We start from the raw sequence: 12,527 nt of genomic DNA on the forward strand, positions 1-12,527 counted from the left end.
GTGGCTTTGTGGCGTTCGGCAACGGCGTTGGCACGGCGACGGTCGACGGCGCTGGCTCGACCTGGACCAACACCGGCGACCTTGATGTCGGCGAATTCGGCACGGGCACGCTGACGATTTCGAACGATGGCACAGTCAGTAATGACTCTGGAACTATTGGCGCGCAAGCGGGCTCGATCGGTGCGGTGACCGTGGATGGCACGGGCTCGACCTGGACAAACAGCTTGAGTCTCGCTGTCGGGTCTGCTGGCGCTGGCACGCTGAACGTCTTGAACGGCGGTGGGGTGGGTGGCGACTCAGGCTATATTGGCTTTTCCTTAGGTTCTGCTGGCGCGGTAACGGTAAGCGGCGCCGGCTCGACCTGGACCGCCGGCTTGGAGCTTTTAATCGGCGGCTCCGGCACCGGAGCGCTAACGATTTCGAACGGCGGGGCGGTAAGCAGTGGCGGTGGCTTTGTGGCGTTCGGCAACGGCGTTGGCACGGCGACGGTCGACGGCGCTGGCTCGACCTGGACCAACACCGGCAACCTTGATGTCGGCGAATTCGGCACGGGCACGCTGACGATTTCGAACGGCGGTGCGGTTTCGGTCGGCGGCATCGTGACCATTGCCAGCCAGGCAGGCTCAATCGGCACGCTCAATTTCGGTGGCGTAGCCGGAGCGGCGGCATCGGCGACCGGCATACTCAATGCTGCGGCTGTCCAGTTCGGCGCAGGCACCGGTGCGATCAACTTCAACCACACCGACACGAACTACACCTTCGCGTCGGCGATCGGCGGTGCCGGCACGATCAACCAGATCGCCGGCAACACGAATCTCACCGCCGATTCTAGCGCCTTCACCGGCGCGACCAATGTGAGCGGCGGGCGGCTGGCCGTGAACGGTTCGCTGGCAGATTCGCTGGTGACGATCTCGGGCGGCATACTTGGCGGCAACGGCACGGTGGGCGGCATCGCGGCGCACTCGGGAGGCACCATCGCGCCGGGCAATTCGATCGGCACGCTCAGTGTCGCGGGCAATATCGACCAGGCGGCTGGTTCGATCTACCAGGTCGAACTGACTTCGACCGGCCAGTCCGATCTTATCCACGCGACCGGCGCAGCGACGATCGCCGCCGGATCGGTCCTCGACGTGGTCAAGACGGATGCCGCGCCTTACGTAGCGGGCACGCATTACACGCTGCTGCAAGCCGACGGTGGCGTCGCCGGAAACTACTCGCTCACCGGCGATATCGGCACGGCTTTCCTCGGCCTCGTCGACAGCTATGACGCCAATCACGTCTATCTCGATGTGGTCCAAAAGACCTTCGCTCAGGTTGGCCTGACGCCGAACCAGATCGCCACCGGCGGTGGCGCCGAAAGCCTGGGGGCTGGCAATCCGCTCTACGACGCAATCGCCGTACTGCCGACAGAGGCAACCGCCCAAGCGGCTTTCGACCAGCTCTCGGGAGAGATCCATGCCTCGGCCAAGGGGATGTTGCTGGAGGACAGCCGCTTCATCCGCGACGCCGCCACCAGGCGGATCAGCGCTGCGTTCGGCGATGCCGACGCAGCCGCATTGCCGGTCATGGCCTATGGTGAGGGCGGCCCCGAAATGGTCGCGGCCGACACCGATCGCTTCGCGGTCTGGGGCCAAGCCTTCGGCTCGTGGGGACATACCGGCAGCGACGGCAATGCCGCCGCCTTCGATCGTTCGACCGGCGGCCTCCTGGTCGGCGCCGATAGCCTAGTCGGGGACTGGCGCGTCGGTGCCATCGGCGGCTACAGCCATTCGACCTTCGACGCTGACGCTCGCCGTTCCAGCGGCGCCGGCGACAATTACCATCTCGGGCTCTACGGGGGCACTAACTGGGGCGCCATCGCCTTCCGCACCGGCGTCGCCTACAGTTGGAACAGCATCTCGACAAAGCGCGCGGTTGCCTTCAATGGCTTCGCCGATCAACTGTCGGCCGACTACCACGCCGGCACGGCACAGGTGTTCGGCGAACTCGCTTACAAGGCCGATGCCGGGCGCTTCAAGTTCGAGCCCTTCGCCAATCTCGCCTATGTCAGCGTGGACACCGACGGCTTCACCGAGAAAGGTGGCGGTGCAGCCCTGACCAGCGCAAGTTCAACCACCAACGCGACCTTCACCACGCTCGGGCTACGCACCTCGACCGGCCTGACGCTTGGCAACATCGAGGCGACCGCGCGTGGCACGCTCGGCTGGCGCCATGCATTCGGCGATGTCACGCCGACTTCGACTTTCGCCTTCGCCAGCGGCGATGCCTTTGCCATCGCCGGCGTACCTGTCGCCAGGGACAGCGTGGTGATCGATGCCGGTTTCGACCTGCCGATCTCGGCCAATGCCACGCTCGGCCTGTCCTACACCGGTCAGTTCGGCTCCCATACCGCCGACAACGGCGCCAAGGCCAACCTCCACCTCAAGTTCTGACGGCGAAAGGTGAGAAGGATCGGGTAGCATGAGAACGCTCGGTCGACCGAGCGCCCCTGCCGGCCGAATACGGCAAGGGCTCGGGCGGCGACGCGGATTGAAAACTCCCACATCTCCTGTCAGAGAAGTCGGCTTCAGGGAGATCGGCAGATTCATCGCTTTCGCCCACTCCAGCATCGGCTCTTCCTACCAATCCAAGCCGAACACCAGCTTGCCGAAATGCAGGCCGCCGGCGGCCATGTAGGTGTAGGCTTCGGTCGCCTCGTTTTGTGAAAACACCTTGTCGACGACCGGCTCGATCCGGGCGGCGCCGATGGCACGGGCGGCGTCGCGCAGGTCCGAGACCGATCCGGTGTTGTTGCCCACCACCTTCAGCGCCTTGATGATGATCGGCAGCAGATTGACCGTGGCCTCGGCGCCGGTGACAAAGCCGATGGTGAACAGCGTGCCGCCGGGCGCAGTGGCGTTGACGGCGCGCGCGAAGGTGGCGGTGCCGCCGGTCTCGACGACGAGGTCGGCGCCGAGGCCATCGGTCAGTTCCAGCACCTTGCCGTCCCAATCCGGTGTCGCGCGGTAATTGATCAGGTGATCGGCGCCGAGCGCCTTGGCCCGCTCGAGCTTCTCGTCCGAGGACGACGTGATGATGACGGTGGCCCCGGCCGCCTTGGCGAGCTGCAGGGTGAAGATCGAGACGCCGCCCGTGCCGAGCAGCACGACGACCGAGCCCGGCCCGACATCGGCGGCGCGGATGGCGTTCCACGCGGTGGTGCCGGCGATCGGCAAGGTCGAGGCCGCCCCGAAGGAGAGATGCGCCGGGACCGGCACGACCGAGTTGGCTGGCAGCGCGACATATTCGGCCAGCGACCCGGGCAATGAGATGCCGCGCATCTGCGTCATCTCGTGGGGACGCGGCCGGCCGCCGATCCAGCGCGGCTTGGCGTGGGCAACAACGCGGTCGCCAGTTTTGAATGTCGTCACGCCCTCGCCCAGCGCGACGATCTCGCCGGCGCCGTCGGCCACGGGAACGAGCGGAAAGACCGGGCCGGGATAATTGCCGCTCGCAACGGCGACATCGACGAAGTTCAGGCTCGCCGCACGCTGGCGGATCAGCACCTCGCCGCGTTGCGGTTCGGGCGTGGGGATGCTGGCGGCGCGGAAGGCGTCGAGCCGGGGTTGGCTGAGTTCGATGGCTTTCATGGGTTCACTCCGTGCGTGGTCGATGGACGATTGAGCGAACCTAGCTGCTGCGCTACTACTCGATAATCGTTGGACTTTGCATTTGAGTATTGCAAATCATGCAGCAATCAGTTGAGCCCTCCGCCCTTGCCGAAATGGCGGCCTTCGCGGCCGTCGCCGAGGCGCGCTCCTTCACCAGGGCGGCAGCGAGAGTCGGGCGCGACGCGACCATCCTGTCGCGCCGTCTCCAATCGCTGGAAGAGCGGCTGGGGGTGCGGCTGCTCCACCGCACCACGCGCAGCGTGTCGCTTACCGAGGCGGGCGCGGAATTCCTGTTGCGCGTGCGCGCCATCCTGGCCTCGGTCGACGAGGCCGAGGCGGCCGCATCGGCGCATGCCGCCGGCGGGCCGCGCGGCCTGCTCAAGCTGGCGCTGCCGGGGACCTTCGGGCGCATGTGGATCGGGCCGCTCTTGCCGCAATTCCTGGCGGAGTTCCCCGAGGTCCACATCGAGGCAGAGTTCTCCAACCGCTTCGCCGATCTCGTCGCCGAGAATTTCGACGTCGCCGTACGGCTGGGAAGCCTTGAGGACTCGCGTCTGGTGGCGCGCAAGGTGGCGACGCGGCGCCGGCTGCTCTGCGCCGCGCCCTCCTACCTCGCCAGAAGAGGCAGGCCGGAGACGCCGCAGGCGCTGCTGGAGCACAGCTGCCTGGGCTTCTCAGGCTTCCAGACCTTTCCCGCCTGGGAGATGACCGACCGCGAGGGCCGGCGCGTGCGCATCGAGGTTTCAGGGCCGTTGGTCAGCGACGACGCCGAGGTGCTGGTCGAGGCCGCCGTGCAGGGCGTCGGCCTGATGATGAGCACCGACTGGCTGGTCGGGCGCGAGCTCGCCGACGGCCGGCTGGTGCCGATCCTGGAGGACTGGACACTTGCCGACGAGGGCGCGGTCTATGTCGTCATGCCCTCGGCCAAGGGTCAGGCCGCCAAGACCCGCGCCTTCGCCGACTGGATCGGCAAGCGCTTCGCGCCTGAGCCGCCGTGGCGAAAGTAAGCGCGAGTTAGCCGGGCATTCGCGCCGGCGATCCCGAACGCCGCGTTCGCAGGACAAGGTTTCTCGCTCCAGAAGGGGATAGCCAGAAGGGGACAGGCAGTTCCGGCGGCCGCGCCCTACCCTTTTGCCGCCAGCAAATTCGCATCCCGCGCCAGCCGCCAGCGGCCGTCATTCTCCTTGCGCAGCAGCGTCAGCGTATAGCCGGACCGCCGCACCGGCTCGCCGCCGGGCGGTGTCGCCGTCATATCGATGCGGTTGCGGATATAGGCCCAGTCGCCGAGCAGATTGAGCTCGACGATCTCGCTATCACCGTCGATCTTGGTCTCGCCCATGCTCCTGGAGGCCGCGGCGAAGGCTTCCTTGCCGAAGGGCTCCTTGCCGGGAACCATGAAGACGACATCGTCCGTCATCAGACCAAGCACGGTCTCCAGATCGCCTTTCCGGCTCGCCGCCATCCAGGTCTCGACCACCTGGCGGATCGCGGTTGCGTCATCGGTCATCGCTTTACCTCCTTGCAATCGTCGGCGGTCGGATTTGTCGTCAATACCTGGTGCCATCGCCGTCGCCGGCAACGCCGCGGACGAACCCGAGCGCTATCGCCCGCGTCTTGCGACGAAGGAGGTCGCCCGGTTGCGCATGGCAGGCCTAAACTTCCGCAATGAAATCGTGACGAGGCCGGGCGGCTCGCAGATCTTGCTGGTCGACTCTTCCGGCAATCTGCTGGAATTGTTCGAGCCGGCCAAGAGCACTTAAGCGAGATCCATTCAGGAGAGATTGGCCGCTCGCCGACTTTCGCCAATCTCTATATGATGCCCGCCACGGTGGGGGGATCGACTATGAAAAGCGCACTGGCAATCGTCACACTTGCCCTTCTAGCCACCCCTTTCGCCCATGCCGCGCCTTGCGCCTGGTCCGCCCGGATGGAGGAGGACGAAGGCGGCAGGGTGATGACGGCTTCGGTGTGCGGCGGGCCGAAGGGCGATGCGCATCTGATGCTGGCCTGCTTCGATAAGCCGGTGCTGAGCTATGATCTCGGCGCCGCGGGCGGGCAGCTGGAGCCCGGCATCGGCGGATCCTTCACCTTCAAGGCCGGCGGCAAGAGCGTGACCAAAAAGCTCGAGCTCGAGGCGATGTACAATTACTTCACGGCAGACCTGTCCGGCCCTTCCGACCCGTTGCTGGCGCTGCTGCGGGGAAGGGCGAGGTGACGATCTCGGCCGACAAATACCGCACGGCGAGCTTTCCGCTGAAAGGCTCAGGTGCTGCGATCGGCAAGGTGCTGGCAGAATGCGGCAAGGGTTCGGGCGGCGAGGCTGATTGACTCTACCGACGAGGGAAGACCGGCAGCGTCAATGCCTCATTTGCCCTGGCCCTTCATGAACTGCCCGAGCAATTCCACCGGCAGCGGGAATACCACCGTGGACGAGCGCTCGCCGGCGATGTCGTGCAGGGCCTCGAAATAGCGCAGCTGCATGGCCTGCGGCTCGGCCGCAAGCATCCGGCCGGCCTCGACCAGCTTCGCCGCCGCCTGCTGCTCGCCGTCGGCGTTGATCACCTTGGCGCGGCGCAGCCGCTCGGCCTCGGCCTGCTTGGCGATGGCGCGGATCATGCTTTCATTCAGGTCGACATGCTTGATCTCGACATTGGAGACCTTGATGCCCCAGGCATCGGTGCGCTGGTCGAGTATCTCCTGGATGTCGCTGTTGAGCTTGTCGCGTTCGGCCAACATCTCATCGAGCTCGTGCTTGCCGAGCACCGAGCGCAGCGTGGTCTGCGCCAGCTGGTTGGTCGCGGCCATGAAATCCTCGACCTGGATGATTGCCCGCTCGGCGTCGACGATGCGGAAATAGAGCACGGCATTGACCTTTACCGAGACGTTGTCGCGCGAGATGACATCCTGCGGCGGCACGTCCTGCACCACCACGCGCAGATCGACCCGCACCATCTGCTGGACGAACGGGATGAGGATGATGAGGCCAGGGCCTTTGACCCCGGTGAAGCGGCCGAGCGTGAAGACCACGCCGCGTTCATATTCCCTCAGGATGCGGATGGCGGCCGCCAGGAAGATGATCACCAGCAGCGCAATGATGAGATAGGCCACGTAACCGACCATCATTTCACTCCGCTGTTGCTCGCATCGCGACGCCGCACGGTCAGCACGAGGTCGCTGACGTCGGTCACTTCAACGCTGTCGCCGGGTGCGACGGGTTCGTCGGCTCTCGCCCGCCAACGCTCGCCCAAAGCCAGCACATGGCCCTCGCCGCCCTGCCAGTCGATGATCTCGACGGGCAGGCCGCGCATCGCCTCGCCGCCGACGCGCGGCGGGTTCCTGCGCGCCGCCCAGACATAGGTTCCGGTGAGCAGCGCCAGCCCGAGCGTCAGCACGGCGGCGGGGCCGATGACCGCCCACGACATGGCAAAGCCCGGCCCTTCGATCCTGAGCAGCATGGCCGAGCCGAGCAGGAAAGCGGCGACGCCGCCCAACCCCAGCACCACGGTGGGGTTGAAGGCCTCGATGATCAGGAAGGCGATGCCGAGCAGCATTAGCGCCAGGCCGGTATAGTTGATCGGCAAGAGGTTGAGCGCATAGAGCCCGAGCACCAGGCAGATGGTGCCAATGACGCCGGGCGCCACGGCGCCCGGGCTGGTGAACTCGAAGACGAGGCCATAGACGCCGACCAGCATCAGGATGACGGCGGTGTTCGGGTCGGTGATGACGGAGAGCAGCCGTATGAACCAGCCAGGCTCCAGCGTCTCGACCGGCAGCCCTTTCGTCGCCAGCACTTTCTTGGCGCCGGCGACATCGACGGTGCGCCCGTCGGCAAGCTGCAGCAACTCGGTAGCGTCGCGGGCGACGAAGTCGATGACATGCTCCTGCAGGGCGGCGTTGGCCGACAAGCTCGCTGCCTCGCGCACCGCCTTCTCGCCCCAGTCGCCGTTGCGGCCGCGCATCTCGGCGAGCGAGCGGATGAGCGCGACCGCGTCATTGGTCACCTTGGCCATCATCTCGTCGCCGGGCGGCTCGGCGACGCCCTTCTGGTTCTTGTCCTTGTCGCCGCCCGGCAGCGACGGCAGCCCGCCTATCTCGACCGGCGTCGCCGCGCCCAGATTGGTGCCCGGCGCCATCGCCGCGACATGGGTTGCGTAAAGAATGTAGGTGCCGGCGCTCGCCGCATGGCCGCCGGCCGGCGCGACGTAGCCGATGACGGGCACGGGCGAGGCCAGAATGTCGGCGATCATCTCGCGCATCGAGGTGACCAGGCCGCCCGGCGTGTCGAGCTGAAGGATGAGCACTTCGGCGTTGCGTTGAGCAGCAGTATCGAGCGCCTCCTCGAGCTGCCTGGTGCTGGCCGGCCCGATAGCGCCGTCAATGGCAACGCTCAACGCGACCTTCCCGCTCCCGGTCGAGGAGAAGGAAGAAACGGCAGCCGCGGCCAGGAGGGCAACGGCGAAAAGGGCCACCCGCGCGAAGGTCACGCTCGAAGCTCCATGAGCACAAATATGGGTTGTGCCGTGGCGAAGTCCAATGGGCGTCGAAGGGCGCCTGCGCCAACCGTCGGCGGCTGCGGTTGGGCGCCTTGCTTCAGGCCAGCGAGCTGAAAGCGCTGCGCAGCGGAATCGGTTCTGAAGAGACAAATCGGAAAAAAACGCTCCCGGCCCGTGTCTGATCGCACGAGCCGGGGCGCGGGGCGTCAATAGTCGGAGCCGCCCTCGACGACGACCCGACGATGATGGTGCCGGTGGATCGAACTCGTGACGACCACGTCCTGACGACGGTGATGACGATAACGCCAGCTACGCTTGCCATTGTCATAGAAGGCGACCGTGCCGTGATGGCGGTGATGCAAGCGATGGCCCTCGTCATTGATGATGATGGCGGGGCGGTGATGATAATGATGCCTGTGATGCGTCCTGATGACGACATCGGCCTCGGCCGCCGAAGCGACCGCGGGTGCGGCGACGCAGAGCGCCAGGGCAGCAAGAAGCACTGTTTTCATTGCTTTATTCCTGATTCCTGAATCATCCCTTCGGCTGGGTAAACCGCTGCCTGTCGCTTTGGTTCCGGGGAGGACGACATGCGCCATCCGCTCCGGCGCGCGGTCGAGATCGGGTGGGAGGATGGGCCGGCGCCGCAGTGGGCAGGGGTTCGTTGGGGTAGCTGAGGCACCGGCCGAAGGCGGAATGGGCACCGCCGCGTGTCAGAATATGCTCCCCGTGCGGTGACGAAATTGCGCGATCGCGGAAGGGACGGCGTGGCGCCGAAGCTGCCGCTCTCCCCAGATTACGCGATCCGCCCTCTCCGCCCAGCCACCGCTATCGCGACCGCCAACGCCACCAACCCCGTGGCCGCCGCGAAGGTGAACACCATGCCGCCGGCGACCGCTACCGGCGCTGCCGTCGCGACATCCTTGGTGCCCACGGCGAAGGCGAACACCGCGCCCATCACCGCCGTGCCGGTAACAAGGCCGAGATTGCGCGACAGGCTCAGCATGCCCGACACCACGCCGCGCTCGGAGCTGTCGACGTCGGCCATGACGGCGGTGTTGTTGGCCGCCTGGAAGAGCTGGTAGCCGGGCGTCAGCAGGATGATCGCCGCCACGTAGCCGACGACACCGAAGACGCCCGGCAGCACGGCGAGCGCGACGCAGCCGGCGACCATCAGCACCAGCCCGGCCATGATCATCGCGGCAGCGCCGAGGCGGTCGACGACACGCCCGGCAATGATGCCGCAGAACGCCGAGACCACGGGCCCGATCGACATCACGGCTCCGGTCGCAGCGTCGCCGAGGCCCAGCGCACGCGACAGGAAAAACGGGCCGACGACCAGCGTGGCCATCATCACCGTCGAGACCAGCGCGTTCATGGCGAGGCTCGGCGCCAGCACCGGGTCGCGCAACAACAGCGCGAGCTTGACCAGCGGCGACGCTACCTTGGCCTCGGCGACGACGAACAGCGCCGCGCCAACAATTGCCCCGCCGAGCAGCGCCATGTTCAGACCACCGAAATGACCGCGCCCCATGGTCATGGCCAGCGCGTAGGCGGCAAGCGTGGCGGCAAGCAGCAGCGTCCCCAGCATATCGAAACGCGCGGCTCCCTTCGCCTCTGCGCGGTCGATGCCCGACCCTTTGTCGCCCGGTAAAAAGCGCCAGGCGGCCAGCAGCGCGACGGCGCCGAGCGCGGCATTGATGAGGAAGATCGAGCGCCAGCCGAGAGCTGCGATCAGCACGCCGCCGAGCGAGGGGCCAAGCGCCGTGCCGATCGCCGACATGGTGCCGAGCAGGCCCATGGCGCTGCCGGTGCGTTGCTTCGGCACCGTCTCGCCGACGAGGGCTATCGTCAGCGCCATCATCACCGCGGCGCCCAGGCCTTGCACGGCGCGGGCTGCGATCAGCATCGCCAGCGACGGCGCGAGCGCGGCGGCAAACGAAGCGGCGCTGAAAAGCGTCAGGCCGGCGATCAGCAGCAGCCGGCGGCCGACGACATCGCCGAGACGCCCGACGCTGACGATCAGCGCCGTGATGGCGAGCAGGTAGGCAAGCACCACCCACTGCACTGCCGGAAAGGACGCGGCGAAAGCCGCGCTCAGCGTCGGCAGCGCGACATTGGCGATGCTGGTGCCGAGCGACGAGACGAGCATGGCAAGCGACAGGCCGGCCAACGCGCCCGCCGTCGAATGGCGCAGGGGCGCAGCGCGGGTTTGGGCAATGTCGGCCATGATTTCTTCTCCGTCGGTTGAACTTGCGGGGAAGATAGGAGCGCGCATGACATGGCGGAACACGCAGCGTATGCACTTGAATAGTGCATCAGACGCCATGCCGCTTTGACGAATCCGTGCTATGGTCGCGCCATGTCGCGACCCGAGCTCAACCTGCTCGTCACGCTTGACGTGCTGCTTGCCGAAGGCAGCGTCGCCAAAGCCGCGCGGCGCATGAAGCTCAGCCCTTCGGCAATGAGCCGGGCCCTGGCGAGGCTGCGCGAGGCGACCGGTGACCCGCTTCTGGTGCGTGCCGGGCGCGGCCTGGTGCCGACGCCGCGCGCTGTCGAGCTCGGCGGGCAGGTCGGGCGGCTGGTGAAGGAGGCGGAAGCGGTGCTGCGGCCTGCCGAGCGGCTCGACCTCGCGCGACTTGGCCGCAGCTTCACGCTGCGAAACAGCGATGGTTTCGTCGAGAATTTCGGCCCGGCGCTGCTCGCCCGCGTGGCTGAGGAAGCGCCGGGCGTGCAACTGCGTTTCGTGCCCAAGCCCGACAAGGACAGCGGCCCGATGCGCGAGGGCGCGGTCGATCTGGAGACCGGCGTGGTGGGCGGTTCGACCGGGCCGGAGGTGCGCGCGCAGGCGCTGTTCCGCGACCGCTTTGTCGGCGTCACGCGGGCCGGCCATCCTTTGTGCGAAGGCCGGATCACCGCCGCGCGCTTCGCCGCCGGTCGGCACATATTGATCTCGCGCCGCGGCCTCGACCGCGGCCCGGTGGATGACGCCTTGCAACTCGCCGGGCTGACGCGGACAGTCGCGACCGTGGTCGGCGGCTTCGCCGAGGCGCTGGCGCTGGCGCGTGGCTCCGACCTCATCGCCACGGTGCCGGAACGCTATACCGGAACGCTGCGCGAGGGCCTGTTCACCTTCACGCTGCCGGTGAAGCTCGCCGCGCTGACGGTCTCGCTCTTGTGGCACCCGAGGCTCGACGCCGATCCGGCGCATCGCTGGCTGCGCGGGCTGGTGAAAGAGGTGTGCCGCCTTTCCTCTCCGCCGTTTCGCGAAGGCGAGGAACCCATGCCCTGATACGCGGCGGCACCGCGGAACCAACCGCGCGTTGCAGGCGAATGCCTTTATCATATTAGCCATTACTAACATGTACTATCGTACGCAGGACTAACCGTATCTGTCATGGAACCCGCGGCATAGTCAGCGCGTTGCCGGGCGCGTGAAATAGCCGGAGGCTCGCTTGAGCGAATTCAGGAAGTTCGCCTGCCCCCGGTGTCTGGGCGCCGGCAAGGTGTTCGAGTGCGAGAAACAGGTGGCGTCGAACGGCGCATGCTGTCCCTCTGGCGCGTTGCGCCACAATTGCCCTGGACAACGGGCTTCCTGCCAAGCCTGCAACGGAACCGGCCTGCGCGGCTACGGCGCGCCCTCTTCGATAGAGGACTAAACCCGGCCGGCTTCGCTTTCGCTACACCCGGGAGTCTTGCCTTTCATTCGTAACTTCTAATAAAATGTATAAGGGCGAGAGCGGAGCGACGGGCGCCCCGCATGACAATCTATCGTGTCGAGGAAATGGACGGCGAAGCCGTCGTCGCGGTCCATTCGGCCGCAGCAAAGACGCCTTTCGAGGCGGCTGAGAAGGCGCTTGGCCAGAAAGTCACTTTGCGCGCCGGCGCCGACAGATGGGTCCGCGTCGTCGATCTCACCGAGCGGCCGAAACCGGTCAGGCTCAGGCCCACGACATTCGAATTCAAGGCTATAGGCCAAAGGAAATAGCGCGCTCCGTTTTGCACTGGCGCCAGTGTGCACGAAGGGCGGCGAAGTCGCCGAGCAAACCGCCACGCACTTTTCCTGGCTTTAAGTGCTGGCGCCGCCCATCAGCGCGGCGACCAGGGTCGCCAGGAACACGAGCAGCCCCAAAGCGACCCGGTCCAGCCATGACCGCCGTCTGGCAAGAACCTCGAACAACCGTTTGGCCATCGCAACTTCCCCCATTCGGCGACACTGTATCACGTCTTTCATGAGCGGGTCATGAAGCGGCTCACAGATAGGTTCGATGCCGCTTTCAAGCGGAATCCCGTCGTCGCCGGGCATCAATGCTGTACTGCCGAATTGCACCCAAAAAAAGTCGGGGTCGAAGCGACATGCCGGTCGGCGAAAAATCAGCCTATT

13 protein-coding genes are annotated in these 12,527 nt (G+C 66.3%); 6 read left to right on the forward strand and 7 right to left on the reverse strand.

Going from position 1 to position 12,527, the window contains the following annotated elements; genetic code table 11:
* Positions 1-2,432, forward strand: a 2,432-nt coding sequence (locus LB515_RS23910) for an autotransporter outer membrane beta-barrel domain-containing protein (protein WP_224709167.1), incomplete at its 5' end; no start/stop codon positions are given.
* A 186-nt stretch (positions 2,433-2,618) separates the two neighbouring features.
* On the opposite strand, the gene LB515_RS23915 is transcribed toward LB515_RS23910, so the two are convergent.
* Positions 2,619-3,629 carry a zinc-dependent alcohol dehydrogenase family protein gene (locus tag LB515_RS23915; RefSeq protein WP_224709168.1) on the reverse strand — a complete coding sequence of 337 codons (1,011 nt, stop codon included), beginning with the start codon at positions 3,627-3,629 and terminating at the stop codon, positions 2,619-2,621.
* 98 nt (positions 3,630-3,727) lie between these two features.
* Between LB515_RS23915 and LB515_RS23920 the strand changes: the two genes are divergently transcribed.
* The gene (locus tag LB515_RS23920) at positions 3,728-4,657 is read left to right on the forward strand and encodes a LysR family transcriptional regulator (RefSeq protein WP_224709169.1); all 930 of its coding nucleotides are present in this window, start codon (positions 3,728-3,730) and stop codon (positions 4,655-4,657) included.
* 116 nt (positions 4,658-4,773) lie between these two features.
* Here the strand turns inward: LB515_RS23920 and LB515_RS23925 are convergent, their stop codons facing one another.
* Positions 4,774-5,157, reverse strand: coding sequence for an SgcJ/EcaC family oxidoreductase (locus tag LB515_RS23925; protein ID WP_140631592.1), 384 nt, complete (start codon positions 5,155-5,157; stop codon positions 4,774-4,776).
* 34 nt (positions 5,158-5,191) lie between these two features.
* Here LB515_RS23925 and LB515_RS28365 point away from each other — a divergent pair, with 34 nt between their 5' ends.
* On the forward strand, positions 5,192-5,410 hold the full coding sequence (locus LB515_RS28365; protein WP_411969165.1) for a VOC family protein: 219 nt from the start codon (positions 5,192-5,194) through the stop codon (positions 5,408-5,410).
* Between the two features lie 83 nt (positions 5,411-5,493).
* Positions 5,494-5,865: a hypothetical protein gene (locus LB515_RS23935; protein WP_224709170.1), complete on the forward strand. Its 372-nt coding sequence runs from the start codon at positions 5,494-5,496 to the stop codon at positions 5,863-5,865.
* A 149-nt stretch (positions 5,866-6,014) separates the two neighbouring features.
* Here LB515_RS23935 and LB515_RS23940 read toward each other — a convergent pair whose 3' ends face one another.
* From LB515_RS23940 to LB515_RS23955, 4 genes are all read right to left on the reverse strand, one after another.
* Positions 6,015-6,773 (reverse strand): slipin family protein, encoded by a 759-nt coding sequence (locus tag LB515_RS23940; protein WP_095768310.1) that lies wholly within the window; start codon positions 6,771-6,773, stop codon positions 6,015-6,017.
* Positions 6,770-8,134, reverse strand: coding sequence for an NfeD family protein (locus LB515_RS23945; RefSeq protein ID WP_224709171.1), 1,365 nt, complete (start codon positions 8,132-8,134; stop codon positions 6,770-6,772). Before LB515_RS23945 ends, LB515_RS23940 begins: the two co-directional genes overlap by 4 nt.
* A gap of 215 nt (positions 8,135-8,349) precedes the next feature.
* Positions 8,350-8,655 carry a hypothetical protein gene (locus tag LB515_RS23950; RefSeq protein ID WP_095768308.1) on the reverse strand — a complete coding sequence of 102 codons (306 nt, stop codon included), beginning with the start codon at positions 8,653-8,655 and terminating at the stop codon, positions 8,350-8,352.
* A gap of 284 nt (positions 8,656-8,939) precedes the next feature.
* Positions 8,940-10,373, reverse strand: coding sequence for an MFS transporter (locus LB515_RS23955; protein ID WP_224709172.1), 1,434 nt, complete (start codon positions 10,371-10,373; stop codon positions 8,940-8,942).
* A 132-nt stretch (positions 10,374-10,505) separates the two neighbouring features.
* Here LB515_RS23955 and LB515_RS23960 point away from each other — a divergent pair, with 132 nt between their 5' ends.
* Positions 10,506-11,435, forward strand: a complete 930-nt coding sequence (locus tag LB515_RS23960) for a LysR family transcriptional regulator (protein WP_224709173.1) — start codon at positions 10,506-10,508, stop codon at positions 11,433-11,435.
* Positions 11,436-11,903: 468 nt separating this feature from the next.
* Positions 11,904-12,131, forward strand: coding sequence for a hypothetical protein (locus LB515_RS23965; protein WP_095768306.1), 228 nt, complete (start codon positions 11,904-11,906; stop codon positions 12,129-12,131).
* Positions 12,132-12,212: 81 nt separating this feature from the next.
* Here the strand turns inward: LB515_RS23965 and LB515_RS28215 are convergent, their stop codons facing one another.
* Positions 12,213-12,335, reverse strand: a complete 123-nt coding sequence (locus tag LB515_RS28215; RefSeq protein ID WP_263483512.1) for a hypothetical protein — start codon at positions 12,333-12,335, stop codon at positions 12,213-12,215.
* Between the last annotated feature and the right edge of the window lie 192 nt (positions 12,336-12,527).

Source organism: Mesorhizobium sp. CA15 (genome assembly GCF_020165215.1).
GTDB lineage: Bacteria > Pseudomonadota > Alphaproteobacteria > Rhizobiales > Rhizobiaceae > Mesorhizobium.

Excerpts from the sequence above, each read along its gene's own strand:
- LB515_RS23925 (WP_140631592.1), bottom strand. The coding sequence starts at position 5,157 with ATGACCGATGACGCAACCGCGATCCGCCAGGTGGTCGAGACCTGGATG.
- LB515_RS23950 (WP_095768308.1), bottom strand. The coding sequence starts at position 8,655 with ATGAAAACAGTGCTTCTTGCTGCCCTGGCGCTCTGCGTCGCCGCACCC.
- LB515_RS23955 (WP_224709172.1), bottom strand. The coding sequence starts at position 10,373 with ATGGCCGACATTGCCCAAACCCGCGCTGCGCCCCTGCGCCATTCGACG.
- LB515_RS23960 (WP_224709173.1), top strand. The coding sequence starts at position 10,506 with ATGTCGCGACCCGAGCTCAACCTGCTCGTCACGCTTGACGTGCTGCTT.
- LB515_RS23965 (WP_095768306.1), top strand. The coding sequence starts at position 11,904 with ATGACAATCTATCGTGTCGAGGAAATGGACGGCGAAGCCGTCGTCGCG.
- LB515_RS23920 (WP_224709169.1), top strand. The coding sequence starts at position 3,728 with ATGCAGCAATCAGTTGAGCCCTCCGCCCTTGCCGAAATGGCGGCCTTC.
- LB515_RS23935 (WP_224709170.1), top strand. The coding sequence starts at position 5,494 with ATGAAAAGCGCACTGGCAATCGTCACACTTGCCCTTCTAGCCACCCCT.
- LB515_RS28215 (WP_263483512.1), bottom strand. The coding sequence starts at position 12,335 with ATGGCCAAACGGTTGTTCGAGGTTCTTGCCAGACGGCGGTCATGGCTG.
- LB515_RS23915 (WP_224709168.1), bottom strand. The coding sequence starts at position 3,629 with ATGAAAGCCATCGAACTCAGCCAACCCCGGCTCGACGCCTTCCGCGCC.
- LB515_RS23940 (WP_095768310.1), bottom strand. The coding sequence starts at position 6,773 with ATGATGGTCGGTTACGTGGCCTATCTCATCATTGCGCTGCTGGTGATC.